Source organism: Microbacterium sp. (assembly GCF_036277215.1).
Classification (GTDB): Bacteria; Actinomycetota; Actinomycetes; order Actinomycetales; family Microbacteriaceae; genus Microbacterium.
In genome coordinates this window covers 32,712-56,300 of sequence record NZ_DASUNI010000344.1, presented here as the reverse complement: position 1 = coordinate 56,300, position 23,589 = coordinate 32,712, and the positions used below count along the sequence as shown (strand labels likewise).

Annotated in this window: 21 protein-coding genes; 13 read left to right on the top strand and 8 right to left on the bottom strand. The window is 69.1% G+C overall.

Annotated features, from left to right (window positions below):
- The first annotated feature begins 138 nt into the window (after positions 1-138).
- Positions 139-801 (top strand): TrmH family RNA methyltransferase, encoded by a 663-nt coding sequence (locus tag VFX99_RS16740; protein ID WP_329667424.1) that lies wholly within the window; start codon positions 139-141, stop codon positions 799-801.
- A gap of 37 nt (positions 802-838) precedes the next feature.
- On the opposite strand, the gene VFX99_RS16735 is transcribed toward VFX99_RS16740, so the two are convergent.
- The gene (locus VFX99_RS16735; RefSeq protein WP_329667423.1) at positions 839-2,158 is read right to left on the bottom strand and encodes an MATE family efflux transporter; all 1,320 of its coding nucleotides are present in this window, start codon (positions 2,156-2,158) and stop codon (positions 839-841) included.
- A gap of 115 nt (positions 2,159-2,273) precedes the next feature.
- Here VFX99_RS16735 and VFX99_RS16730 point away from each other — a divergent pair, with 115 nt between their 5' ends.
- Both VFX99_RS16730 and VFX99_RS16725 read left to right on the top strand, forming a co-directional pair.
- The gene (locus VFX99_RS16730) at positions 2,274-4,274 is read left to right on the top strand and encodes a M13 family metallopeptidase (protein WP_329667422.1); all 2,001 of its coding nucleotides are present in this window, start codon (positions 2,274-2,276) and stop codon (positions 4,272-4,274) included.
- A 215-nt stretch (positions 4,275-4,489) separates the two neighbouring features.
- Positions 4,490-5,371 carry a serine hydrolase gene (locus VFX99_RS16725; RefSeq protein ID WP_414684419.1) on the top strand — a complete coding sequence of 294 codons (882 nt, stop codon included), beginning with the start codon at positions 4,490-4,492 and terminating at the stop codon, positions 5,369-5,371.
- Positions 5,372-5,504: 133 nt separating this feature from the next.
- Here the strand turns inward: VFX99_RS16725 and VFX99_RS16720 are convergent, their stop codons facing one another.
- The 4 genes from VFX99_RS16720 to VFX99_RS16705 form a co-directional block, all read right to left on the bottom strand.
- The gene (locus VFX99_RS16720) at positions 5,505-6,092 is read right to left on the bottom strand and encodes a PadR family transcriptional regulator (protein ID WP_329667420.1); all 588 of its coding nucleotides are present in this window, start codon (positions 6,090-6,092) and stop codon (positions 5,505-5,507) included.
- Between the two features lie 113 nt (positions 6,093-6,205).
- Positions 6,206-7,618, bottom strand: a complete 1,413-nt coding sequence (gene ligM / locus VFX99_RS16715) for a vanillate/3-O-methylgallate O-demethylase (protein WP_329667419.1) — start codon at positions 7,616-7,618, stop codon at positions 6,206-6,208.
- A 53-nt stretch (positions 7,619-7,671) separates the two neighbouring features.
- Positions 7,672-8,556: a formyltetrahydrofolate deformylase gene (purU, locus tag VFX99_RS16710; protein ID WP_329667418.1), complete on the bottom strand. Its 885-nt coding sequence runs from the start codon at positions 8,554-8,556 to the stop codon at positions 7,672-7,674.
- Between the two features lie 10 nt (positions 8,557-8,566).
- The gene (locus VFX99_RS16705) at positions 8,567-9,457 is read right to left on the bottom strand and encodes a methylenetetrahydrofolate reductase (protein ID WP_329667448.1); all 891 of its coding nucleotides are present in this window, start codon (positions 9,455-9,457) and stop codon (positions 8,567-8,569) included.
- 210 nt (positions 9,458-9,667) lie between these two features.
- On the opposite strand from VFX99_RS16705, the gene VFX99_RS16700 reads away from it, so the two are divergent.
- The 6 genes from VFX99_RS16700 to VFX99_RS16675 all read left to right on the top strand — a co-directional run bounded on the left by VFX99_RS16700 (position 9,668) and on the right by VFX99_RS16675 (position 14,410).
- The gene (locus VFX99_RS16700; protein ID WP_329667417.1) at positions 9,668-9,883 is read left to right on the top strand and encodes a dodecin; all 216 of its coding nucleotides are present in this window, start codon (positions 9,668-9,670) and stop codon (positions 9,881-9,883) included.
- 179 nt (positions 9,884-10,062) lie between these two features.
- Positions 10,063-11,052: an ABC transporter substrate-binding protein gene (locus VFX99_RS16695; protein WP_329667416.1), complete on the top strand. Its 990-nt coding sequence runs from the start codon at positions 10,063-10,065 to the stop codon at positions 11,050-11,052.
- A gap of 68 nt (positions 11,053-11,120) precedes the next feature.
- Positions 11,121-11,921, top strand: coding sequence for an ABC transporter permease (locus VFX99_RS16690; protein ID WP_329667415.1), 801 nt, complete (start codon positions 11,121-11,123; stop codon positions 11,919-11,921).
- Positions 11,918-12,742, top strand: a complete 825-nt coding sequence (locus VFX99_RS16685) for an ABC transporter permease (protein ID WP_329667414.1) — start codon at positions 11,918-11,920, stop codon at positions 12,740-12,742. The genes VFX99_RS16690 and VFX99_RS16685 overlap by 4 nt, the downstream gene beginning before the upstream one ends.
- Positions 12,735-13,535, top strand: a complete 801-nt coding sequence (locus VFX99_RS16680; RefSeq protein ID WP_329667413.1) for an ABC transporter ATP-binding protein — start codon at positions 12,735-12,737, stop codon at positions 13,533-13,535. The genes VFX99_RS16685 and VFX99_RS16680 overlap by 8 nt, the downstream gene beginning before the upstream one ends.
- Positions 13,532-14,410 (top strand): PaaX family transcriptional regulator C-terminal domain-containing protein, encoded by an 879-nt coding sequence (locus VFX99_RS16675; protein ID WP_329667412.1) that lies wholly within the window; start codon positions 13,532-13,534, stop codon positions 14,408-14,410. Before VFX99_RS16680 ends, VFX99_RS16675 begins: the two co-directional genes overlap by 4 nt.
- On the opposite strand, the gene VFX99_RS16670 is transcribed toward VFX99_RS16675, so the two are convergent.
- The 3 genes from VFX99_RS16670 to VFX99_RS16660 all read right to left on the bottom strand — a co-directional run bounded on the left by VFX99_RS16670 (position 14,376) and on the right by VFX99_RS16660 (position 18,140).
- Positions 14,376-15,617 (bottom strand): MFS transporter, encoded by a 1,242-nt coding sequence (locus tag VFX99_RS16670; protein ID WP_329667411.1) that lies wholly within the window; start codon positions 15,615-15,617, stop codon positions 14,376-14,378. The genes VFX99_RS16675 and VFX99_RS16670 overlap by 35 nt on opposite strands.
- A gap of 103 nt (positions 15,618-15,720) precedes the next feature.
- Positions 15,721-17,217, bottom strand: a complete 1,497-nt coding sequence (locus VFX99_RS16665; RefSeq protein WP_329667410.1) for an aldehyde dehydrogenase family protein — start codon at positions 17,215-17,217, stop codon at positions 15,721-15,723.
- A 161-nt stretch (positions 17,218-17,378) separates the two neighbouring features.
- Positions 17,379-18,140, bottom strand: a complete 762-nt coding sequence (locus tag VFX99_RS16660; RefSeq protein ID WP_329667409.1) for an IclR family transcriptional regulator — start codon at positions 18,138-18,140, stop codon at positions 17,379-17,381.
- Positions 18,141-18,193: 53 nt separating this feature from the next.
- Between VFX99_RS16660 and VFX99_RS16655 the strand changes: the two genes are divergently transcribed.
- Genes VFX99_RS16655 through VFX99_RS16640 form a run of 4 tightly spaced genes read left to right on the top strand, consistent with a single transcriptional unit; the run spans position 18,194 to position 23,569 of the window.
- Positions 18,194-19,258, top strand: coding sequence for an Ldh family oxidoreductase (locus VFX99_RS16655; RefSeq protein WP_329667408.1), 1,065 nt, complete (start codon positions 18,194-18,196; stop codon positions 19,256-19,258).
- Complete coding sequence (locus VFX99_RS16650; protein ID WP_329667407.1) at positions 19,255-20,484, top strand: iron-containing alcohol dehydrogenase; 1,230 nt, start codon at positions 19,255-19,257, stop codon at positions 20,482-20,484. Before VFX99_RS16655 ends, VFX99_RS16650 begins: the two co-directional genes overlap by 4 nt.
- A gap of 25 nt (positions 20,485-20,509) precedes the next feature.
- Positions 20,510-21,958, top strand: coding sequence for an NAD-dependent succinate-semialdehyde dehydrogenase (locus VFX99_RS16645; protein WP_329667406.1), 1,449 nt, complete (start codon positions 20,510-20,512; stop codon positions 21,956-21,958).
- Positions 21,959-22,000: 42 nt separating this feature from the next.
- Positions 22,001-23,569, top strand: a complete 1,569-nt coding sequence (locus tag VFX99_RS16640) for an ABC transporter substrate-binding protein (protein WP_329667405.1) — start codon at positions 22,001-22,003, stop codon at positions 23,567-23,569.
- Positions 23,570-23,589 lie beyond the last annotated feature (20 nt).

Sequence of the window (23,589 nt, the reverse complement as noted above, 5' to 3'; positions counted from 1 at the left end):
CGCGTCGCCGGGACGGTGGCTATGGAAACCTGCATCCGCTCCACATACCTTTGCCGCAGGCGCAGGATCGTGTGGCAGATGCGGCCACGTGCAGCGGATGCCGGAATGCGTCGCTCTTCGGCCGGGTAGCCTGAGCCGGTGACCGCCGAGACTCCCGCCGATGCGCCCGACCCGGCGGAGCCGGAGCTCTCGGACGGGGTAGGGCCGTGGCCCGGCGGTGAGGCGGCATGGCCGGACGACTCGCGGCTCGATCCGGAACTGCTCGCCCGCGGCGATCGGCGCAACGTCGTGGATGCGTACCGCTACTGGCGCATGGACGCGATCGTCGCAGACCTGGATGAGCGGCGCCATCCGTTTCATGTCGCCATCGAGAACTGGCAGCACGACATGAACATCGGTTCGATCGTGCGCAGCGCCAACGCGTTCCTGGCCGCCGAGGTGCACATCGTCGGGCGCCGCCGCTGGAACCGTCGCGGCGCGATGGTCACCGACCGCTACCAGCACGTGCGGCACCACGAGGATGTCGCAGCCTTCGCCGCGTGGGCTGATGCCGCATCGCTACCGATAATCGCGATCGACAACCTGCCCGGGGCGCTGCCCGTCGATCGCACGGATCTTCCGCAGCGGTGCGTGCTGCTGTTCGGGCAGGAGGGTCCCGGGCTGTCCGAGGAGGCGCTGGCCGCGGCATCCGAGACGGTCGAGATCACCCAGTACGGGTCGACGCGCTCGATCAACGCCTCGGCGGCCGCCGCGGTCGTGATGTACGAGTGGTGCCGCCGCTGGGCGGCGCCGCCCCCTTGACCCGCGGCCCTTCCGACAGACCAGCGGATGCCGCCCCTCAGGCGCCCGCGACCATCCACGCCGCGCCGCGGACGCGCCAGCCCAGCGTCGCGAGCCGAGCCAGCATGTAGACGCCGAAGAACGCGACCGAGAGCCAGGCGAGACCGGCCGCACCTCCGATGCCGAGAACCGCGAGCAGAATCAGCGCGGGCACGAACGGCACGAGGTTGAGCACACCCGCGAGCGCGAGGTACTTCGCGTCTCCGGCACCGATCAGAACCCCGTCGAGCACGAAGACGATCCCGCACACCGGCTGCGCCACGGCGAGCACGATCAGCGCCGGCTGGACCAGCGCGGCGAGACCGGCATCCCCGGTGAACAGGAGTCCGATCACGCCGGAGAGCGCGCCGATCACCGCACCGACGACGACCCCGAACCAGGCGCCCCACGCCACCGTGCGGCCGAGCGTGCGCTGCACTTCGCGCGTGTCTCCCGCGCCGAGCCCCTTGCCGATCAGCGCCTGCGCCGCGATCGCGAGGGCATCGAGAGCGAACGCCGCGGTGGAGAAGATCGTGAACGCGACCTGCCACCCGGCGAGCTCCTCGGTGCCGAGCCCCGTCGCGACCACCACGGTTGCGAGCAGGGCCATCCGCAGCGTCAGCGTGCGCAAGAACAGCCAGCCGCCCGAGCGGGCCGACCCGCGCACACCCTCGCGGTGCGGACGGACGGATGCCTCGTGCCGGCGCGCGAGCCGGCCGATCACGACGACGTACGCCGCGACCATGCCCCACTGCGCGAGCACGGTGCCCAGGGCCGACCCGGCGATTCCCCAGCCGAAGCCGTAGATGAAGGCCCAGTTCAGCAGCGCGTTCGCGCCGAAGCCGAGGCCGGCGATCCACAGGGGCGTCACGGTGTCCTGCATGCCGCGCAGGAGCCCGGTCGCCGCGAACACGATCAGCATCGCGGGAAGGCCCCACATCGAGAGCCCGAGGTAGATCTCCGCCTGGCGGGCGACCTCCGGGCTCGCGCCGAAGAACCCCACCAGGAGAGGAGTCGCGAGGTAGCCGACCAACGCCAGCACCGCACCCATGCCGAGCGCGAGCCACATGCCGTCGATGCCCACCGACACCGCCCGCGTCGGGTCGCCGGCGCCGAACCGGCGCGCGACGGCGGGGGTGGTCGCGTACGCGAGGAAGACCATGAGGCCGACGATCGTCTGCAGTACGGCGGAGGCGATGCCGAGCCCGGCGAGCGGGACGACGCCGAGGTGTCCGACGAGCGCCGAGTCCACGATGAGGAAGAGCGGCTCGGCGACCAGCGACCCGAGTGCGGGTACGGCGAGCCGCAGGATGTCGCGGTTGAGCGTGTCGCGGGGCACCTGTCGAGCTTAGAGTCGGGGACTCATGGCGTGCGCCGACGATGCCCTGCGCGACGGCCCCGGCTGACTCGCGGGGACGTGCGAGCCGCTCATGTTCGACGCTTATCCTGTACGCATGACCGATTCCCGATCCGGTCTCGCGCTCGACGAGCTCAGTGCTGAGATCCGCCCCCAGGACGACCTCTTCCGCCACGTGAACGGCGCCTGGCTCGAGCGAACCGAGATCCCCGACGACAAGGCCCGCTGGGGCTCCTTCCACCTCATCGCCGAGCAGGCCGAGAAGGATGTGCACGCGATCGTCGAGGAGACGCAGGTGGCCGAGCCCGGCACCGAGTCCCGCAAGATCGGCGACCTGTACACGAGCTTCATGGACACCGGTCGCATCGCCGAGCTCGGCGCCAGTCCGCTGTTCGACCAGCTGGCGCGGGTCGACGCCATCTCGTCCGTGCCCGCGCTGCTGCGCACGCTCGGAGAGCTCGAGCGCGACGGCATCGGCGGTCTGATCGGCCTGTACGTCGAGCCCGACCCGGGCAACCCGCAGCGCTACGTGCCCTTCCTGGTGCAGGGCGGTCTGTCGCTGCCCGACGAGAGCTACTACCGGCTCGACAACTTCGCCGACCTGCGCACGACCTACCGCGGCCACATCCAGAGGATGCTGGAGCTGGCCGGAGTGCAGGATCCCGCGGCATCCGCTGATCAGATCTTCGCGCTGGAGACCGAGCTCGCCACGCACCACTGGGACAACGTCCGCAGCCGCGATGCGGTCGCCACCTACAACCTCATGACGTGGGAGCAGGTCACCGAGCTCGCCGGCATCGACCTGCATCCGTGGCTCGAAGGCACCGCACCGGGACGCGAGGACGCCTTCGCGGAGGCGAACGTCTACCAGCCGAGCTTCCTCGAGGGGCTTGGATCGCTCCTGGTCGAGGACCGGCTCGACGACTGGAAGGCGTGGGTGCGCTTCCGGATCGTGCACGGCGCGGCCGCGTTCCTGTCGGACCCCTTCGTCGACGAGAACTTCGCCTTCTACGGCACGCAGCTGACCGGCGTCCCGGTCAACCGCGAGCGGTGGAAGCGGGGCGTGGGGCTCGCCGAGGCGGCGATGGGCGAGGCGATCGGCCGCGTGTACGTCGAGCGGCACTTCCCGCCGGCGGCGAAGTCCGCCATGGACGAACTCGTCGCGAACCTGATCGAGGCATACCGGCGGAGCATCACGAGTCTCGAGTGGATGAGCCCCGAGACGCGCGAGCGCGCCCTCGCCAAGCTCGACGCCTTCACGCCGAAGATCGGCTACCCCGTCAAGTGGCGCGATTACTCCGCGCTCGAGATCGACGCCCTCGACCTCGTCGGCAACGTGCGGCGCGCGCACATCCACGAGCACGATCGCCAGCTGGGTCGCATCGGCCAGCCCGTCGACCGCGACGAGTGGTACATGACGCCCCAGACCGTGAACGCGTACTACAACCCGCTGATGAACGAGATCGTCTTCCCCGCCGCGATCCTGCAGTATCCGTTCTTCGAAGCGGATCGCGACGCCGCCGCGAACTACGGCGGTATCGGCGCGGTGATCGGCCACGAGATCGGCCACGGCTTCGACGACCAGGGCAGCCGGTTCGACGGCGACGGGTCGCTGCGCGACTGGTGGACGGATGCCGACCGGACCGCGTTCGAGCAGCGCACGAGCGTGCTCATCGAGCAGTTCAACGCCCTCACCCCGCGCGGGCTGCCCGAGGAGCACTTCGTGAACGGCGCGCTCACCATCGGCGAGAACATCGGCGACCTGGGCGGGCTCGGCATCGCGATCAAGGCCTACGAGCTGTCGCTCGACGGTCCTTCGGCAGGCTCGGGAACCGACTCCGCGCCTCGCGCGAACCCCGGGCCGACGATCGACGGGTACACCGGCATCCAGCGCCTGCTGCTGTCGTGGGCGCAGATCTGGCAGCAGAAGGGCCGGGATGCAGAGACCATCCGCCTCCTGACGATCGACCCGCACTCGCCCAACGAGTTCCGCTGCAACCAGATCGTGCGCAACATTGATGCGTTCTACGACGCGTTCGAGGTGACCGAGTCGGACGAGCTCTGGCTCGACTCGGACAAACGCGTCACCATCTGGTGAGACGCTCCGCGCCAGTCGCCCGATCGTTCGCGGCATCCGGATCCACCTCGCTTCACAACAGAACACGCTCTCTCTGACGCATCGCGCGCGCATCCGCGCGCATCACGCATTTCCCCCTCACACTGGAAGGAACACCGGTGGGCATTGCCCCAGAGCCCTTCGATACGGGCGCTGAACGCCCTACTCAGGAGCCACTCAAACGGGATGCCGAGTCGCTGCGGGGGTCGCGACGAAGCAACAGACGACTGCCTCGGAGGGCAGCCGTCGGACGCAGATCGTTCACGTCGACCCTGAAGGCGCTCGACGAACTGGCCGCGTCCGGCGCGCGCATCGCGGTGCGCATCACAGACCTCGACCGGGGCACGACGGTGCTCGCGGGGGATGACTTCGTGGTGCTGCCGATCGCGGGACTGGGCGTCGTACCGCTGCTCATCGACGTGGCCGCCGGCTTCGAGTCCGGTGCCCTCGATCCGCTCGAGATCATCGATCGGTCGTCGCTGGATTCGACCACCGGCGCGGGAGTCTGGCAGCACCTCAAGGCGCCCGCCCTGCCGCTGTCGGACCTCGCCGTCCTCACCGCGTCGACGGGCGACACCCTCGCGGCCAACGCGCTGATCGAGCGCGTCGGGCTGCCCGCAGTCCGCGCCCGGATCGAGCAGCTCGGCCTGACGCAGACGGCGCTCATCGATGAGTTCCGCGACAAGCGCGGGCCCGACGACGCGCCGCAGGTGGCGCTGGGCTCCGCCCGCGAACTGGCCGAGATCTTCGCGGCCCTGGTGAATTCGGAGGCGGTGTCGGCCGGCGTCAGCGCTCAGGTGGCGGAGTGGCTGAGCCTCAACCACGATCTCTCGCTCGTCGCCTCGGCGACCGGACTCGACCCGTTCGCGCACGAGAACGACGAGCACGGGCTGCTCTTCATCAACAAGACGGGTCACGATGCCGGCATCCGCGTCGAAGCCGGAGTGCTGGCCGGCCCGCGGGCGGGGATCTCATATGCGCTGATCGTGTGCTTCGACGACCTGTCGATCGCCCACCGGCTTCGGGCGCACCAGGCGTTCCGGACGCTGGGCGTGGACCTGATGGAGTACGTGTTCTGAGTTTTCCCGCTGCGCGCGATTCGCGTTTCTGACAGCGAGACTGCATCGGGAAGTCGAGACTGCGGGCGCTACCCGCTGTTTCGACCACCGGTTGCAGTCTCGCGCGAGGAGGCGGGGGTGGGCCCGCGGGTGGTCAGTCGACGGCCTCCAGGCGGTCGATCAGGTCCAGGCCGCGGTGGGCCCAGGCGATCTCGCCGACCGCGCGATCTACGAGCCCCTCGTAGGCGAGGCGCTTGAAGGCGACCGTGCGCTCGTGGTCGCTCTCGGGGGTGACCGCGAGCCGCCGGACGAGCATCGGGTTGTCCCGCGCGTCGATGCGGCGCAACTCCTGCTCCCACTGCTCGAGCTCCGACTCCCATTCGGCGATGTGCGCGCGGAAGAACGCGCGGGCCGCGTCCGGCGAGGTGTTCTCGAGGTACGCGGCGCGCAGGTGCGCGGGGTCGCGGACCCGCTGGTAATCGAGCGGCGATCGCATCCACTGGATGTACGCCTGCTCGCCGGCGTTCGTGACGTGGTAGACCCGCCGCGTGCCGCGCTGGCCCCGCGCCTGGTCTTCGCCCTCGATCAGGCCCTCGGTCTCCATCTTGCGAAGTTCGGGATAGATCTGCGAGTCCGGCGCGTGCCAGACGTGACCGACGGACAGGGAGAACTGCTTCTGGAGGTCGTACCCCGACAGCGGCCCGACGCGCAGCAACGCCAGCAGGGCGTACCGCAGACTCACGGGGCCTCCTTCGTCGGCGCGGGCGGCGGGGCTGAAATGGTGCGAGAGGGTTCGCCCTGAGCCAGGTTGAGGAACCTGATCGGGCGAACCCCCTCGAGCATATTGCGGCAGGCCTACGCGGGCTGGTAGTTGGTGCGCCAGCCGCCCTGGTAGGTCGCGCGCGCGACGGTCGAGTACGGCACGGGGCTGACCACGGCGCGCACCTCGACCTGCTCGTGCGGCTCGACGCTCGCCTTCTTGGTGCCGCCGTTGGGCTCGCCCCATACGACCTTCAGCTCGGTGCCCTCGGGCACGTTCGGATCGACCGTCGCCAGAGACAGACCGCGGCGCTCGTTCGCGCTGTATCCCGTGAACATCGAGTAGCCGACGACCGTGCCGTCCTCGTCCACCACGGAGTCGTAGTTGGCCGACCCGTAGTTCGCGAGCGGCAGGTCGAAGAACTTGTAGCTCGGGCCGTCCACGTTCAGCAGCGACGTCCAGACCTTGCCGAGGTCTTCGGCATCCCATGCCAGGGTGACCTTCTTGCGCTGCGAGGCGGGGTCGATCTTCTCGAGCGCATCGCGGCCGATGAAGTCGTGGTCGAACTTGACGAAGTTGCCGTAGCCGAGCTCCCACGGGGTGAGGTAGTAGTCCTCGATGTTGTCGGAGACGAACGAGCCGGCGAGCGTACCGGTGGCCTCGTAGCCGTCGGCGGGCAACCACTCGCGGTAGCCGCGCTCCTCGGCGCCGGTGTAGATCGCCGGCAGCGGGGAGGGGATCCAGCCCGACTCGAGCGTGTTCGAGGGGTAGGCGCGCGAGCCGACGGGCACCAGCCCGAACTCGGCGCCGGCCTGGACGATCGCGTTCCAGATGCGGTCGTGGTCGGCGTACGGACCCCAGATCTCAAGACCCGGGGCGCCCGCCATACCGTGACGCAGCGTGCGAACCGTGGTGCCGTCGATCGTCATGGTGGACATGTTGAAGAACTTCAGCTGCTCGAGCGGCCCGCCGTGGAGCTTCTCGATGACCTGCCACGCGTTCGGGCCCTGGATCTGGAAGCGGTAGTAGTTGCGCTTGACCTCGTGGCCGTAGGGGCGGGAGGGCGAGCGGCGGTCGATCTCGATGTCGAGGTTCGCATAGCCGCCGGTCTCGCCGTGGTACAGCAGCCAGTTCGACGCCGGGGCGCGACCGACGTACACGTACTCGTCCTCGGCCTCGCGGAACAGGATGCCGTCGCCGATCACGTGACCGGCGGCGGTGGTGGGCACGTACTGCTTGGCCTTGTCGACCGGGAACACCGAGGTCGAGTTGATCGCCGTGTCGGAAATCAGCTTGATCGCGTCCGAGCCCTTGATGAACAGGTTGTCCATGTGGTGCGACTGGTCGTACAGCACGGCGGTGTCACGCCACGCCTTCTGCTCCTTGATCCAGTTCTGGAAGTCGGCGGGGACGACCGGGTAGATGTAGGAGCCGATCTGCGAGTTGCGCAGGAGTTCGACCGGGCTTCCGGCCGCGTCGATCACTTCCTGCAGATTCTTGTGGGCCATGGTGAACCTCTCTGTTCGGTGAGGGATGCCTCAGGTCGAGGCGTCCGTGGTGGTCAGGGTCGGTCGGTGAAGACGATGGTCTGGTTGCCGTGTCGGATGACGCGGTCTTGGGCGTGCCACTGCACGGCACGGGAGAGCACGGCGCGCTCGACGTAGGCGCCGCGGGACTGCAGGTCGGCGGCATCCATCGCGTGGTTCACGCGGGCGACGTCCTGCTCGATGATCGGGCCCTCGTCGAGGTCTTTGGTGACGTAGTGGCTGGTCGCGCCGATCAGCTTCACGCCGCGTTCCTTGGCCTTGCGATACGGGGCCGCGCCGATGAAGGCGGGCAGGAACGAGTGGTGGATGTTGATCACCGGGACGGCGACGTCTTCGAGGAAGTCCTCGGAGATGATCTGCATGTAGCGGGCCAGGACGATGAAATCGACGTTGCCCTTGAGCAGTTCCAGGATCCGGGCTTCGGCGGCGGACTTGTCCGGCCCCTGGGAGGGGACGTGGAAGAACGGGATCCCGAAGGAGCGGACGTCCTCGGCGGTGTTGGTGTGGTTGGAGATCACCATCGGAATGGTCACCGGCAACTCGCCGCGGCGGTGCCGCCAGAGCAGCTCCAGCAGGCAGTGGTCCGAGGTGGACGCCAGGATCGCCATCCGCTTCGGAATCGACTGATCGGTCAGGGTCCACTCCAGTCCGAGCGCACCGAGCGTCTTTTCCAGGTCCGCTTCGATCTCGGGCATCGTCGCGGCCAGGTCGGCACGGTGGAACACCACCCGCTGGAAGAACGCCCCGCCGAACGCGTCGTCGGAGTACTGGTCCAACGACACGATGTTGCCCTGGTTGCGGGTGATCAGCGACGTGATCGCCGCGACGATCCCGGGCTGGTCCGGGCCGTGCACGATCAGACAGGCGTGGTCGCGCAGGGCTTCGTTGTGCAGGCTCATCGGCCTCTCCTCAGGACTGGGCGGCGGCGTAGTCCCGCGCCCACTCCGAGGTGGCCAGCAACCCGCCGAACGTATAGAAGTGCAGTTTGACAGGTCCTGCGGCGGGGGTCGTCGCACCTTCTGCGGCGGTGACCGGTGCCGTCTCGGCGAGCAGCGCGGACAGGTCGGTGACGAACTTGTCGGGTCCGGCGGTGCCCATCAGGTTGGTCAGCGAGAAGCCGTACTTCTTGACGATCATCGCGTTCGCTCCGACCCCGAAACGGCGGGCGAAGCCGATCAACCGCTTGATCCCGGCAGGTCCGGGCGTTCCGACCCGGATCGTGCTCTGGATGCCGCGGGCGCGGACCGCCTCGATCCACGCCAGCACCGGGTCGGTGTCGAACGCGAACTGGGTCAGGATCGTCGCGCCCAGACCCTGCTGCGCCAGCGACAGCGACTTGTCCTCCAACGCCCGCCACAGCACGTCGGTCGAGATGTCCGGGTGACCCTCGGGGTACCCGGCGATCGAGACCTCCTTGACGCCGTAGTCCAGCAGCAGGCCGGTGCGGATCACGTCATAGGAGTCCTCGTACGGCCCCTCCGGCGTGGCCGGGTCGCCGCCCACGACGAACACGCTCTCGGTCGCCCCGACATCCTGCAGCCGGGACAGGAACTCCTCCAACTGCGCCCGCGACGACAGCCGCCGGGCCGAGATGTGCGGAACCGGGATGAAGCCCAGCTCGCGGACCGCCTTGGCCGCCGACACCCGCATCTCGAGATCCTCGTTGCCCAGGAACGTGACGTTGATCTTCGTCCCCGCCGGGATCGTGTCCTTCGCCTCCATCAGGCCGGGAACATCCTTGCCCGTCATCTCGAGGGAGTAGCCGGACACCAGCTCCAGAGCCGCCTGGCGATTGGCCATGACGTGTGTGGTCTTTGACACTGATCGAGGTCCTTTCCGCATTCAGCAGGTTCGCATCGTCGCGTTTGCCTACCTCCAGAATACCTATGGACATAGGGAATGTCTATAGGCAAAGCGGGCGGCGGCTGGGCGCAGCGGACCCCGCGCCGCCTGCAGGGTCGGGAGTATGGTCGGGGCATCGGCGACGCCCCGTCGCGGCGAGGAGGAATCATGACCGACCACACCTATCGCGTGACCGAGATCGTGGGCACGTCGCCCGACGGAGTGGATGCCGCGATCCGCAACGGCCTCGGCCGAGCGGCCAAGACGCTCCACAACATCGACTGGTTCGAGGTGGTGTCGGTGCGCGGGCACCTCGAGGACAACACAGTCCATCACTTCCAGGTGACGCTCAAGGTCGGCTTCCGCCTCGACGAGGTCGAGTGACGGGGTGAAGGACTGGGCGAAGGGCGCTCAGTTAACGTCTTGGTGACGCCCGTCACGTTTTTCTTGACAATCGTCGCGGGGTGGCCGAACATGGCACCGTCCCACGATGGCGTGCGGCTGGACGCATCCAGCGCCCACCTGTAGTCGTCGGTGCGACCACGACACAGAGAGGCATGTTCATGAAGAAGAGTCTTGCCACGCTCGGCCTGCTCGCCGCTGCCGCACTCGCCCTGGCGGGATGCACCGACTCCGGTGCGAGCCCGTCCCCGGCCGCAACGGACGACGCCGCAGGCGGCGACGAGGCGTTGACCCCCGTTCGCGTCGCCGCTCTCCCGATCGCCGAGACCGGTGCCCTCTGGGGCGCCATCGACGAGGGGATTTTCGAAGAGCACGGGCTCGAGGTCGAGGTCGTCCCCGCCCAGGGCGGCGCTCAGGCGATTCCGGCCCTGTTGAGCGGCGACATCCAGTTCGCGATCGGTCAGCCCTTCGGGCCGATCCGCGCCGACCTCCAGGACCTGGGCATCGTCGTGATCGGCAACTACGCCAGCTCGCTCGCCGAGGGCAAGGACGTCAACGCCGTGGTGTCCCTCGCGGACTCCGGCATCACGACTCCTGCGGATCTCGCGGGCAAGCGGGTCTCGGTCAACAGCCTGGGCGCGGCAGGCGACGTCACGATCATGAAGGCGGTCCAGGACGACGGCGGCGATCCCACGACGATCGAGTTCGTCGAGGTCGCCTTCCCCGACGCTCAGGCGCAGCTCGACGCGGGCAACATCGATGCCGCGTGGGTGCCGGACCCGTTCATGTCGCAGATCGTCGGCGCGGGCGGCAACCTCGTGGTGCATCCGTACCAGGCGACGATTCCCGGTCTTCCGCTGCTCGTCGACATCACCACTCAGCAGCTGCTGGACTCCGACCCGGAGCTGGTGTCGGAGTTCGCCGCGGCGATGACCGAGGCGCTGGATTGGGCGGCGGCCAACGAAGACGCGGTACGTGCGGCGATCGTCGCCAACATGGGCATTCCCGAGGCCGCGGCCGACAGCATCACGCTCCCGGAGTTCACCTCCGAAGTGGATGTCGCAGCGATCGAGGAGCTCGTCGGCCTGGCCATCGAGTTCGGCGTGCTCGACGCCGAACCGGACCTCGACACGCTGATCCAGCCGCAGTGACGGTTGGCGGGATGCCTCGGTCGCCGAGGCATCCCGCGAAACCTCCGCGAGACAGACGGGAAGGCATCATGGCTCCCCCCACGACGCGCGCCGCACGCACGGCCCGCAAGGTCGCCCTGGGCACCGCCGGAATCGTCGGATTCCTGATCGTCTGGCAGCTGATCCCGACCCTCGGGATCATCAGCCCGCAGTACCTGCCCTATGCGACGGAGACGCTGGCTCGCCTCTTCCAGGAGCTGCGCGACCTGGAGTTCTGGCGGAACGTCGGGCGCACGATGACGGCGTGGTTCCTCGGCCTGCTCATCGCCACGGTCGCCGCGACGATCCTCGGCACCGTCATCGGGTTGGTGCCGTTCCTACGCCGGGCGACGCACACCACCGTGGAATTCCTGCGACCGATCCCGTCCGTCGCTCTGATCCCGCTGGCTGTGCTCGTCTACGGCATCCAGCTGCAGGCGGCGCTCGTGATCATCGTGTTCGCCAGCTTCTGGCAGGTCTTCGTGCAGGTGCTCTACGGCGTGGCGGATGTGGATGCCGTGGCGCGCGACACCGCCCGCAGCTTCGGTCTGACGCGCGCCGAGCGGGTCAGGTACCTGATCCTGCCCACGGCCCTGCCGTATCTGATGACGGGACTTCGGCTGGCGGCATCCGTGGCGCTCATTCTCGCGATCACGGCGGAGATGGTGATCGGAACGCCCGGACTCGGGCGCGAGATCGTCTTCTACCAGGCCGCGGGCGACTGGGTCGGCGTCTACTCGCTCGTGATCGTGACCGGTCTCCTCGGGTTGGCGATCAATCTCGGCTTCCGGTTCGTCGAACGCAAGTCCTTGGCCTGGCACCAGTCGGTTCGGGGGGAGGAGGTCCTGTGACCCTGTACACCAGCACGGTGCGGGTGCCCCAGCAGCGCGCGCAGTCGTGGAAGCGCGTGCGCGACAGCATCATGTATGCGATCGGTCTGCCCTTCCTGCTGCTTCTGCTCTGGGGGGTATGGGCCACCGTGGCGCCGGCCCAGTTCTTCCCCGGTCCCCTCGTCATCCTCGAAGCCTTCGTCGACACATGGGTCGGACCGGCGTTCTTCACGGATGTCCTTCCGAGCCTCGGCCGCCTCGCCCTGGGCATCGTCCTGTCGATCACGATCGGCATCGTCGCCGGAACCCTGATCGGCCTGAACCGGTGGCTGCGCGAGACGCTCGAGCCGCTGCTGGAGTTCTTCCGGGCGATCCCGCCCCCCGTGCTGATCCCCATCGTGATGCTGCTCATGGGGATCACGGACGCCATGAAGGTCGCCGTGATCGTCTTCGGTGCGGTGTGGCCGGTGCTGTTGAACACCATCGAAGGCGTGCGCTCGACCGACAGCGTCATGACCGAGACTGCGCGATCCTTCGCCCTCACGCGAGGTGAGCGACTGCGCTACCTCGTGCTGCCGTCGGCCAGCCCCAGGATCATGGCCGGTGTCCGGCAGACCATGTCGGTGGCGCTGATCCTGATGGTCATCTCCGAGATGTTCGCATCGTCGTCGGGGCTCGGCTATCGGATCGTGTACTTCCAGCGCAATTACCTCATCGCGGAGATGTGGAGCGGCATCCTGCTCCTCGGTCTGATCGGTGTGCTCCTCGCCGCGCTGTTCAGCGTCGTGGAGAAGCGCGTCCTGCGCTGGTACCACGGAATCAAGGAGGTCGAACGTGCCTGAAACCCTGCTCAAGGTCGAGCATCTGAAGAAGGTGTACGAGTCCACGACCGGCAACGTGGAGGCCATCGGCGACATCAGCTTCGCGATGGGGTCGGGGGAGCTCGTCTGCATCGTCGGCCCGTCGGGATGCGGCAAGACGACGCTTCTCAAGTGCATCGCCGGTCTGCTGCGGCCGACGGCCGGGACCGTGGAACTCCACGGCAGACGCGTCAGCGGCCCGCCGGAGAACATGGCGCTCGTCTTCCAGGAGTACGGCCGCAGCCTGTACCCGTGGCTCACGGTGCGCGGCAACGTCGAGCTTCCGCTCAAGCACAAGAAGCTCCCGACCGCAGAGCGTGATCGGCTGGTCGAGGATGCGATCGCGGCCGTGGGCCTGGAGCATGCCGTGAAGAGCTACCCGTGGCAGCTCTCGGGCGGAATGCAGCAGCGTGTCGCCATCGCACGAGCCGTCGCCTACCAGCCCGAGGTGCTCATCATGGACGAGCCGTTCGCGGCGGTCGACGCCCAGACGCGCGCCGATCTCGAGGATCTCGTGCGCAGCCTGCACCTGGAGCGCGGGATGTCGATCCTCTTCGTCACGCACGACATCGACGAATCGGTCTACCTCGGCGAGCGGGTGATCGTGCTGTCGAAGTCGCCGACGTGGGTTCAGGAGGATCTCGCGATCGATCTGGCCGCCACGCGCGACCAGATCACCACGCGTGCGCTGCCCCGATTCACCGAACTGCGCACCCACGTCTACGAGCAGATCCAGCGGGCCAAGCGCGGCGAAGCGGTTCGTCCGGGCGCATGACGAGTGCATCGACCGTCGCCGACGAGTCCGGCAGGCCGGCGCGCAGCCGCCAGCCCAAGCAGCTGCTGCTGGCGTTCTTCGGCGAGTACGTGGTGGATCAGGACGTACCGTCCCTGCGGGCCAGCGCCCTCATCGACGTGCTCGAAGGCGCTGGCGTCGCAGCCCCGGCAACGAGAGCGACGCTCGACCGGATGGTGCGCCGCAGCCTGCTCGCCAGGGAGCGACGTGGCCGCGAGATCGTGTTCTCCCTCACCGACGAGGGCTCCGCCGTGCTGCGTGAGGCGACCGAGCGCGTCCGCGGCCAGCATCCGTTCGAGCCGCACGGAACCGGCTGGACGCTGGTCACCTTCACGATTCCGGAGCATCAGCGCACGCTGCGCCACCGCTTGAGGTCGGCGCTCATCTGGGAGGGCTTCGCACCGCTCCGCGACGGGCTCTGGCTGGCGCCCGGAGAAGTCGACCTGGCGTCGGCGCTGGAACCGTTGCGGGCGAGCCTGCCGGCCGGCGCCGTCACCGCCTTCCACGCTCAAGAGCTGCCCGGGTACGCGATGGGCGACAGTGTGCGGGCTGCCTGGAACCTGGACGCGATCCGCGGTGAGCACCTCGCCTTCATCGACGAGTGGGGCGGCCCTTTCGGAAAGGACGGCCGTTCCGCACTCTCGACCAGGACCATGCTGGTCGCGGACTGGCTGGCGCTCCTCCGCGCCGATCCGCGGCTTCCCCGAGATCTCGTGGATGCCGAATGGCCCGCCGAGCGATCGTTCGATGTCTATTGGGCTCGCCGTCGCGCGCTCGAGAGTGCGGCGCGGGCGGAGTTCGATGCGCTCGCGGCGTCGGCGGTCAGTCGGCGGACTGTGTCGGCGCTGCCGGGCTGACGGCATCCCGGGGTTCGAGCACGAACCTTTCCCGGCCCACCAGCGCGCCGACGATCAGCTGGCCGGTGAGCACGACGGCCACCAGGATCAGGGGGGCGACCCACCCGCCGGTGAGGGTGAGCAGCGTTCCGAACAGGATCGGTCCCGTCGCCGCGATGAGATAACCGCCGGACTGCGCCATCCCGGAGAGGGCGCTGGACCCCTGGTGGGTGCGCGCGCGCAGGCTGAACAGGCTGAACGACATCGACAGCGATGCGCCCGATGCGAGCCCGCAGAGGATCACCCAGAACAGGAACGCGCCAGGCAGCGCGATGAGGCCGAGAATTCCGACGATCGAGAGCACGGGGATGACCGCTGGGGCGAAACGCTCGATGCGACCGCGCAGCAGCAGCGGCACGACGAGGGAGCCGGCGAACGCGCACAGCTGGTAGATCATCACGTCGATGCCGGCGACCACCTCGGACCGCCCCAGCGAGTGGGCAATCGGCGCGAGCCATGTCACCAGCATGTAGAAGGTCATCGACTGCAGACCCATGTAGGCCAGCACCTGCCACGCGAGCAGGTCGGTCCAGATCCCGGAGCGGGTGCGCTTCAGCCGGGTGCCGCGCTCCGGCGCCCGCTGCCGCATGGCCAGCAGCCAGGCGAGGATCGCGAACGGCAGCAGCGCGGCCGTGCACAGCAGGGCCGCCTGCCAGCCCAGGTCGCCGCCGCTCGCCGGGATGTGCGAGATCGGCACGACGACGCCCGAGGCGACGGCGCCCATTCCGGACAGGCACGCCGTGAACGCGGCCGTCACCGAGGGGATGCGGTCGCTGAAGTCGCGCTTGATGACCGCCGGCATCAGCACGTTCGCGACGGCGAGCGAGGCGCCGATCAGCGCCGTGCCCAGCCACAGGTTCGCGGGGGAGCCGGGCAGCGACCGCCAGATGGTGCCGACGGCCAGGATGAGCAGTGACGCGAGCACCACCCTCGACATGCCCCAGCGGGCACTCAGCCCGTGCGCGATCGGCGAGACGAGTCCGAACGCGATGAGCGGCACGGCGGCCAGCGCTCCGAGCGCCGCCTCGCTGGTGCCGAGGTCATCGGCGATCTGCGCGAGGAGCGGGCCGACGCCGGTGATCGTGGCGCGCAGGTTCGCGGCGATGAGCAGGACGGCGATCAGGAGCAGGAGCCGCGAGGAGCCTCGGTCGTCGGGTTCGGCGGTCATCGCCACTCGGTCGCGCGCGCGAGAAACCACATCCCGGTCGAGACGCCGCGCAGCGCGTGCGGTTTCGACCGGGATGTGGTCTCTCGGATGGGAGCTGATGCTCTCAGTGTGCCTGAGCCGCGAGGGCCTCGGCGTCGATGTGCGCGATCGAGCGGGTGTCCTGGAAGGCGCGGACGCCCTCGATGCCCTGCTCGCGACCGAACCCGGACTGCTTCATGCCGCCGAACGGAGCACGCAGGTCGAGCCGCGTCGCGCCGTGATCGTTGACCCAGACGTAGCCGCAGACCAGCTTGCTGCCGACGCGGTTCGCGGAGTCCACGTCCGCCGTCCACACCGAGCCGCACAGGCCGCCCCACGTGTCGTTCGCCGCGGCGATCGCCTCGTCCTCGGAGTCGAACGGGATGATCGGGATGACGGGGCCGAACTGCTCCTGCGTGACCACGCGCAGCGACGGATCGGGGTCGATGACGATCGCCGGCCGGAGGAAGTTGCCGCCGGCGAGGTCGCCGCCCGGAAGCTCACCGAACTCGCGGACGTCGGCTCCGGCATCCTTGGCCTCTTCGATGATCTCGGAGACGAACGCCTTCTGCACGGGCGAGTGCAGCGGTCCCATCGTCGTGCCCTCGTCCAGGCCGTAACCGATGACTGCTCTGCCTAGTCGCGCGGACAGTCCGTCGACGAGCTCGTCGAGACGGGAGCGGTGCACGTAGAGCCGCTTGGCGTTCATGCAGATCTGGCCGGTGGTGTCGAAGACGGCGGCGTAGATGCGGTCGAGGTGCGTGTCGTCGAGGATCGCGTCGTCGAGGAAGACCGCCGCGTCGTTTCCGCCCAGCTCGAGCGTGACGCGGGTCAGCGACTTCGACGCCATCTCCATGATCCGTTTGCCCCCGCCCACCGACCCGGTGAAGCAGACCTTCGCGATGTCGTCGCTGGAGATGAGGGCTGCCATGTCGGCGTCCTTGCCGGTGACGACATTGAGCACCCCGGGCGGGAGCTTCTCGGCGATGCGCTGCACCACGCGGGTCGTCGCGAGCGGTGCCGAGGGCGGCGGCTTGACGATCGCGGTGTTGCCGGCGAGGAGGGCGTGGGGCAGGGCCGCGCCGAGGATCGCGATCGGCCAGTTGAACGGCACGATGACCGTGACGACGCCGAGCGGCTGGTACGACACGGTAGTTTCCACCGGGATGCCGGGGACGACGGGAAGTACCTTGCCGGTCTCGACCTCATCCGCGAGCATGAGCGCCAGGTTCCACCGGATCTCGAAGACCAGGGAGTCGATCCAGGCCTCGAAGCGGATCTTGCCGTTCTCCTGCGACAGGATCGCGGCGTCCGCATCGCGCTCTTCCGCGATGCCGACCAGCGCCGCCCGCATCTGCTCCGCGCGCTCGGCGGCGGACAGGGCCGACCAGGCCGGGAACGCGGCCTTCGCCGCAGCGATCGCGTCATCGACGTCCTGCGGTGTGGCAGCGGCGGCGTGGCCGACGATCACGCCGGGCTTGCCGGGGTCGGGGATGTCGAGGGTCGCGGTCGTCTGGCGCTCCTCGCCTCCGATGTAGAGGCCGGTCCGTACTTCCGCGGTCGTGCTTATCGTGTCACTCATTGGTCACACCTCTCTGTGCGATGTTGTCGGGTGTCGTGGGTGCCAAGGCCTGGCGTGCATGGGCGAACTCGATCCGCGGGTCGGGAGGTCGCCGGGGTCGATAGTGGTAGTTAACAAATCCGTGACAATTTTGTCAACAGGTGCTGACGGATTGACGGCAGTCACGCGGCGCGGAGCTCGAGCGAGCGCGAGATCGCCGCGGCGGTCGCCATCACCGTGGGCGCGAAGCGCTCGGCGTGGGACAGGGCGGTTGCGCCGGTCACCGACAGAGCACCGAGCACAGGTCCGCGTCCGCTGGTGATCGGAGCGGCGACGCAGAAGAGCCCTTCCTTCGACTCCTCGACGTCGTAGGCGACCCGCTGGCTGCGCACCCTGCCGAGCTCTCGCGCGAGGGCGGCGGGGTCGGTGATCGTGTGAGCCGTCAGGCGCGTCATCGTAGGTGCGAGGGCGTCCAGATCCACGTCATCCTCCGTGAACGCGAGGATCGCCTTGCCCAGCGCGGTCGCGTGCAGCGTTCCCCGGCCGCCGAGGCGAGTGTGCGGCACTCGCAGCTGTCGCGTCGATATCTTCTCGAGATACACGATCTCGCCTCCCTCGCGCACGGCGAGGTTCGCGGTCAGCTGCGTGACCTCGTGCAGGGTGTGCAGGTACGGCACCGCCGCCTCGCGCAGCGACGTCGGGCTCGGCGCCATCGCTCCCAGCTCGAACAGCTTCACTCCGAGGCGCAGGCCGCCCGGCGTGCGCTCCAGTCCGCCCCACTCCACGAGCTCCTTGGCGAGTCGATGCGCGGTGGACCGCGTGACACCCGACCGTTCGGCGAGCTGGCGCACCGACAGCTCCCGCCGCTCGCCGCTGAACGCGTCGAGCAGCGCGAGTGCGCGGCGGAGGGACGAGGAGGTGTCCTGCAGGACGGGACGGGGCATAGGACCGATCGTACCGAGTTGTTGACAATGATGTCCACAGGAAGGTTGAACATATGTCGGGTGATCCCTCCGCGGTGCGCGTCGATGCGCAGGAGCTCCGCGATCTCGCCGCGCGTGCGCTGACGCGGCGCGGGGCGACGACCGAGCACGCGCGGATCCAGGCCGATCACCTGGTCGCGGCGGAGTTGCGCGGTCATCCGTCGCACGGTCTGCGGCGGCTGGACGTCCTGGTCGCTCGGATCGAGAGGGGCCTGATCGACCCGGCTTCGCAGCCCGAGCTGCAGTGGACCGCTGCCGCGGCCCTGACCGTGGACGGCGCTCGCGGGTTCGGGCCGGTCGTCGCGTACCAGGCGATCGCGGCGCTCCGCGGGCGCCTGCCCGAGACCGGTGTCGCGGTCGCCGCACTGCATCGGACGCACCACCTCGGCATCCTCGCTCCGTACATGGAGCAGCTCGCAGCCGTCGGACTGGTCGGCCTCATGCTGTCGTCCACCGAGGGGCTCGTGCACCCGTGGGGCGGTGTGGGCGCGCTGCTGGGCACCAACCCCATCGCGATCGGGGTGCCGGCGTCCGGCGGCGACCTGGCGGTGGACATGTCGACCGGCGCCGTCTCGGCGGGCAAGATCCTGGACTATCGCGCCAAGGGCATGACGCTGCCCGACGGCTGGGCGGTGGATGCCGCCGGGCATCGCACCACCGACGCGGCGGAAGCCGCCGAGGGCGCCATCTCGCCGTTCGGGGGAGCGAAGGGCTATGCGCTCGGTCTCGCGTTCGGCGCGATCGTCGGCGCGCTCACCGGCACCGCGCTCGGTCCCGACGTGCACGGCACGCTCGACGCCGACTCCGAGGTGACCAAGGGGGATGTCATCATCGCCATCGACCCCGTGGCGTTCGCCGGATCCGACACGCGCACCGCGCTCGGCGACTACTTCGCGCTGATCCGCGGGAGCGGGGCCGACGGCAGCACCGTCACCGTGCCGGGCGACCGCGCCAGGGCGGCCCGCGATCGATCCTGTGCAGAGGGTGTCGCTCTGTCCGCCGACGTGTGGGCCCGCCTGCATGAGCTGTCCGAAGCCGTCGACCCCGCCGTCGCAGACCGAAACGAGGACCCATCGTGAGCTCCGGACTGGGCGTGCTGAGACTGCCCGACGACGTGCGCTTCGGCTACGGGGTGCGTGCGGGCATCCCCGCTGCCGTCGCGGCGCTGGGGCGGCGTGTCTTCGTCGTCGCCGACCCCTTCCTTGCCACGACACCCGAGTTCCACGATGTCGTCGCGGGACTGGCGGACCGCGGCCTCGACGTACAGGTGCACACCGACGTGCCACCCGAGCTTCCGGTCGACGTGGTCGAGGCATCCGGTGCTCTCGCACGGTCCTTCGCCCCCGATGTGATCGTCGGCTACGGCGGAGGCAGCGCCCTGGACGCGGCGAAGCTGATCGCACTGCTGGTCAGCCACGGCGGCAGCCTCTCCGCCTACTACGGAGAGAACGCCGTCCCCGGCCCGGTCGTGCCGCTCGTGGCGGTCCCGACCACGGCCGGCACCGGGTCGGAGGTCACCCCGGTCGCCGTCGTGTCCGATCCAGCGCGGGACCTGAAGGTCGGAGTCTCGAGCCCATTCCTCGTCCCGCGGGTGGGGATCGTCGACCCCGAGCTGTCGATCGGTGCCCCGAGGGGCGTCACCGCCCACTCGGGCATCGACGCCTTCGTGCACGCCGTCGAGTCTTACACCGCGGCATCCCTCGAAGTCGATCGCGGCGCACGCCTGCCCGTCTTCATCGGCCGCAACGTGCTCACCGACCCCCTGTCCCTCGAGGCGGCCGGCGCGATCTTCCGCTCCCTGCCGACGGCCGTCGAGAGCCCCGCCGACCGGGACGCACGAGAGGCGATGGCGTACGGCAGCCTGCTGGCGGGGATGGCGTTCGGGTCTGCCGGCACCCACCTCTCGCACGCGATCCAGTACCCGATCGGGGCGATGACCAAGACCCCGCACGGCCTGGGCACCGGTGCGCTGCTTCCCTATGTGCTGCAGGCGTGCCTGCCCGCGATCGGATCGCGGCTGACCGCGCTCGGCGGGGCAATGGGCGTCCTCGAGCCCGATGAGGGCGAATCGGATGCCGCGGCGCAACGCGTCGTCGATGCGGTCGCGGGACTCTGCGCGCGCATCGGACTGCCGGTCGCGCTCACCGACCTCGGGCTGACCCCGGCGGATCGCGAGCGCATCGTGACCCTGACGCTGCAGGTCGGACGCCTCGTGGCGATCAGCCCAGTGCCTGCCGACGCCGACTTCATCGGGCGGATCGTCGACGCCGCGCTCGTCGGCGACCGCGCCCGCCTGTCCTCCTGACACCCCTCGAACGAAGCGAGAAATCATGACTGCGACGACGAGCACCCGCACGTATATCGCCGACCTCTTCATCGACGGCGTCTGGCGCCCCGGCGGTGAGGGCAGGCGATTCGACGTGATCGATCCGGCGGACGGCTCGACCGTCGCGGAGTTCGCTGCAGCGACCGAGCAGGACTGCGACGATGCCGTCGCGGCGGCCGAGCGCGCCTTCCCCGCATGGGCGGCGACGAGCCCGCGGGCGCGCAGCGAGATCCTCTACCGCGCGTTCGAGATCCTGCGCGAGGAGAAGGAGCACTTCGCCGAGATCATGGTCCGCGAGAACGGCAAGGCCTGGCCCGACGCGATCGCCGAAGCGGGCTATGCGACGGAGTTCTTCCGCTGGTTCGCCGAAGAGGCCGTCCGCGTGCCGGGCGATTACCGGCTCGCGCCGGCGGGCGACAAGCGGATCGTCGTCACCCGTCAGCCGATCGGCGTGGCGCTGCTGATCACCCCCTGGAACTTCCCCGCCGCGATGGCGACCCGCAAGCTCGCGCCCGCGCTGGCGGCCGGGTGCACGACGATCCTCAAGCCCGCGCGCGAGACTCCGCTGACGGCGGCGTACGTGGTGGACGTGCTGCGTCGCGCCGGCGTGCCGGACGGTGTGGTCAACCTCGTCACACCGGTGCCCACCGGGCCGAACGTGGCGCGCATGATCAGCCACCCCGCCGTGCGCAAGCTGTCGTTCACCGGCTCGACCGAGGTGGGTCGCGAGCTGCTGCACGCCTGCGCCGACACCGTCGTGAGCACCTCGATGGAGCTGGGCGGGAACGCGCCCGTGCTCGTGCTGCCAGGCGCCGACCTCGACGTGACCGTCCCCGGTGCGCTCGCCGCGAAGATGCGCAACGGCGGCTCGGCCTGCACGGCGGCCAACCGGTTCTACGTGCACGCGAGCCTGCACGACGAGTTCGTCTCGCGGATGAGCGCCGAGCTGGCCCGGGTGCGCACGGGCGCCGGCCTCGACCGGCAGAACACGCTCGGGGCGCTCGTCTCGGTGGCGGAGCGCGACAAGGTCGCGGACCTCGTCGGCACGGCCGTCGCCGAGGGGGCGACCGTCGTCACCGGAGGGGACGCGCTCGGCGGGGGAGCGTTCATCGAGCCGACCCTGCTCACCGGGGTGACGCACGGCGACAGCATCACCCGCACCGAGATCTTCGGGCCCGTCACGGCGGTCGTCTCCTACACCGACGTCGATGACGCGGTGAGGATGGCCAACGACACCGAGTTCGGGCTGGTCGCCTACGTCTTCGGTCCGGAGCAGGACGCGACGCGCGCGGCGCTGAGACTCGATGTCGGCATGGTCGCGGTCAACCGCGGTGTGCTGAGCGACCCCGCCGCCCCCTTCGGCGGCACCAAGCAGAGCGGGCTGGGCCGCGAGGGCAGCTCCGAAGGCATCCTCGAGTTCCTCGAGGAGAAGTACGTCGCGATCAACGTCTGATCCGGCCTGAGATCGGAACGGGAAAAGGCACTCATGCACTCGATGAAGAGGAACCCCTGGCGACTCGCCCTAATCGGTGCGGGCACTTCGCTCGCACTGCTGCTGGCGGCGTGCTCCGGAGGAGGCGGTGGAAACAGTGACGGCGGCGCGACCGGTGAACCCGCCGAGGGCGGCGAGATCACCATCATGTCCGCCGCGGGAATGGGCACGTGGGATCCCGCGCTCGCCTTCTTCGGCACCCTGCCGGGGGTCACCACCGACCGGCTCGTCGCGGTGTACGGCCAGCTGTTCTACGTGGACCAGAGCGGAGAACTCGTCCCGAGCCTGGCGGAGAGCTTCACGACCGAGGACGGCGGCACCACCTGGACCCTCACGCTGCGGCCCGGCATCACCTTCACCGACGGCACGGCCTTCGACGCCGCCGCGGTCAAATTCAACTGGGACCGCAACGCCGACCCCGCCACCGGTTCGCCGACGATGGCGCTCGCGCAGTCCTTCACCACCGAGGTCGTGGACGAGGTGACACTCGCCGTCACGGCGAAGGCCGCCAACCCCGTGCTCGACGAGCAGATCGCCGAACTGATGCAGTTCGTCGCCTCTCCGACGGCGCTCCAAGCGGATGAGTACGTCGAGCCGGTCGGCGCCGGTCCGTTCATCCTCACTCACCAGGATCCCGCGATCGGCGAGGACCTCGAGGCCAACCCCGACTACGCGCTGGGCAAGCCCGTCTACGACGCACTGCACTACCGCACCGTCGGCGACCCGTCGCAGCGCGTCGAGACCATCGCCGGCGGCAGCGCCGACCTGATGAACGGGTTCTCCTCCGACTTCCGCGACTACGCCGACGACGACCGGTTCGAGATGTTCACCGTCGAGAACGGCGGTTTCCGTCACCTCGTCTTCAACAACACGCGCGCACCGTTCGATGACGTGCGCGCCCGGAAGGCCGTCGCCCTCGCGCTGGAGCCGACCGAGCTGGTGCAGACGCTGCTGTCGGACCCGGAGCAGGTCGGCTCGACCACGCTGTTCTCCGATGAGTCGCCGTACTACGACGCGGCGCTCGGACTGCCCGAGCCGGATCTCGAGGAGGCTCAGAAGCTCGTCGACGAGCTGATCGCCGACGGAGTGGACATGTCGTTCACGATCGTCCCGGCGGCGATTCCGGAGAGCATCCGGTCGGCGGAGTACGTGCAGCTCACGCTCCAGCAGCTCGAGGGCGTCACCGTCGACATCGAGCAGGTGCAGATCCAGGACTGGCGTCTGCGCACGCAGGGCAATGACGACTTCGACATCACGTTCTACTTGGGCATCTACGACATCAACCCGGTCGCGTCCACCTTCACGAACCTCTTCGAGAAGGACGGCACGGACAACATCCAGAACTCCTCCAGCCCGGAGATGACCGCAGCGCTGGACGAGCTGCGTACGGCCACGAGCGAGGAGGAGAAGGCTGCCGCGCTCGCACAGGTGCAGCAGATCTACGTCGACGAAGTGCCGATCTACTCCTTCGGGTTCGATCATCGGATCTTCTTCCACAGCGCCGAGGTGCAGGGCTTCGAGGCGTTCGGACGAGGCTCGATCCTGCCGGAGAAGCTCTTCCGCACGGAGTAGGGCCCACGCAGAGAGCCCCG

Excerpts from the sequence above, each read along its gene's own strand:
- VFX99_RS16730 (WP_329667422.1), top strand. The coding sequence starts at position 2,274 with ATGACCGATTCCCGATCCGGTCTCGCGCTCGACGAGCTCAGTGCTGAG.
- ligM (WP_329667419.1), bottom strand. The coding sequence starts at position 7,618 with ATGGCCCACAAGAATCTGCAGGAAGTGATCGACGCGGCCGGAAGCCCG.
- purU (WP_329667418.1), bottom strand. The coding sequence starts at position 8,556 with ATGAGCCTGCACAACGAAGCCCTGCGCGACCACGCCTGTCTGATCGTG.
- VFX99_RS16705 (WP_329667448.1), bottom strand. The coding sequence starts at position 9,457 with ATGGCCAATCGCCAGGCGGCTCTGGAGCTGGTGTCCGGCTACTCCCTC.
- VFX99_RS16700 (WP_329667417.1), top strand. The coding sequence starts at position 9,668 with ATGACCGACCACACCTATCGCGTGACCGAGATCGTGGGCACGTCGCCC.
- VFX99_RS16695 (WP_329667416.1), top strand. The coding sequence starts at position 10,063 with ATGAAGAAGAGTCTTGCCACGCTCGGCCTGCTCGCCGCTGCCGCACTC.
- VFX99_RS16690 (WP_329667415.1), top strand. The coding sequence starts at position 11,121 with ATGGCTCCCCCCACGACGCGCGCCGCACGCACGGCCCGCAAGGTCGCC.
- VFX99_RS16675 (WP_329667412.1), top strand. The coding sequence starts at position 13,532 with ATGACGAGTGCATCGACCGTCGCCGACGAGTCCGGCAGGCCGGCGCGC.
- VFX99_RS16670 (WP_329667411.1), bottom strand. The coding sequence starts at position 15,617 with ATGACCGCCGAACCCGACGACCGAGGCTCCTCGCGGCTCCTGCTCCTG.
- VFX99_RS16665 (WP_329667410.1), bottom strand. The coding sequence starts at position 17,217 with ATGAGTGACACGATAAGCACGACCGCGGAAGTACGGACCGGCCTCTAC.
- VFX99_RS16660 (WP_329667409.1), bottom strand. The coding sequence starts at position 18,140 with ATGCCCCGTCCCGTCCTGCAGGACACCTCCTCGTCCCTCCGCCGCGCA.
- VFX99_RS16655 (WP_329667408.1), top strand. The coding sequence starts at position 18,194 with ATGTCGGGTGATCCCTCCGCGGTGCGCGTCGATGCGCAGGAGCTCCGC.
- VFX99_RS16645 (WP_329667406.1), top strand. The coding sequence starts at position 20,510 with ATGACTGCGACGACGAGCACCCGCACGTATATCGCCGACCTCTTCATC.
- VFX99_RS16640 (WP_329667405.1), top strand. The coding sequence starts at position 22,001 with ATGAAGAGGAACCCCTGGCGACTCGCCCTAATCGGTGCGGGCACTTCG.